The sequence below is a fragment of the Treponema sp. R6D11 genome (assembly GCF_054786075.1).
The window spans coordinates 1-367 of sequence record NZ_BDHD01000849.1 but is presented as its reverse complement, the minus strand read 5'-3'; the positions used below and the strand labels follow the sequence as shown (position 1 = coordinate 367).

At 49.0% G+C, this 367-nt stretch carries 1 protein-coding gene; it reads left to right on the top strand.

Annotated features, from left to right (window positions below; genetic code table 11):
- Positions 1-367: methyl-accepting chemotaxis protein (locus tag ACYVTD_RS16460; protein WP_461248743.1), on the top strand; the 367-nt coding region annotated here is incomplete at both ends.

Sequence of the window (367 nt, the reverse complement as noted above, 5' to 3'; positions counted from 1 at the left end):
TGAAAATACTAAAAACGTAAACGAACTTACGGAAGCGTCGGAGATCGGGAAATCGGGGCTTCAGACCGTCGTGCAGGAAATACAGGAAATATCACACGATTCAGAGGGGCTTTTACAGATAAACTCGGTAATGAACATGATCGCGAGCCAGACAAATTTGCTTTCCATGAACGCCGCGATTGAGGCGGCGCACGCTGGGGAAGCCGGCAGGGGCTTTGCCGTAGTCGCCGATGAAATACGCAAACTTGCCGAATCGTCGGGACAGCAGTCAAAAACTACCGCCACGATGCTTAAAAAAATAAAGGCGTCCATAGACAACATTACCAAATCTTCAAACGAAGTGCTTGCCCGTTTCGGCGCGATAGAT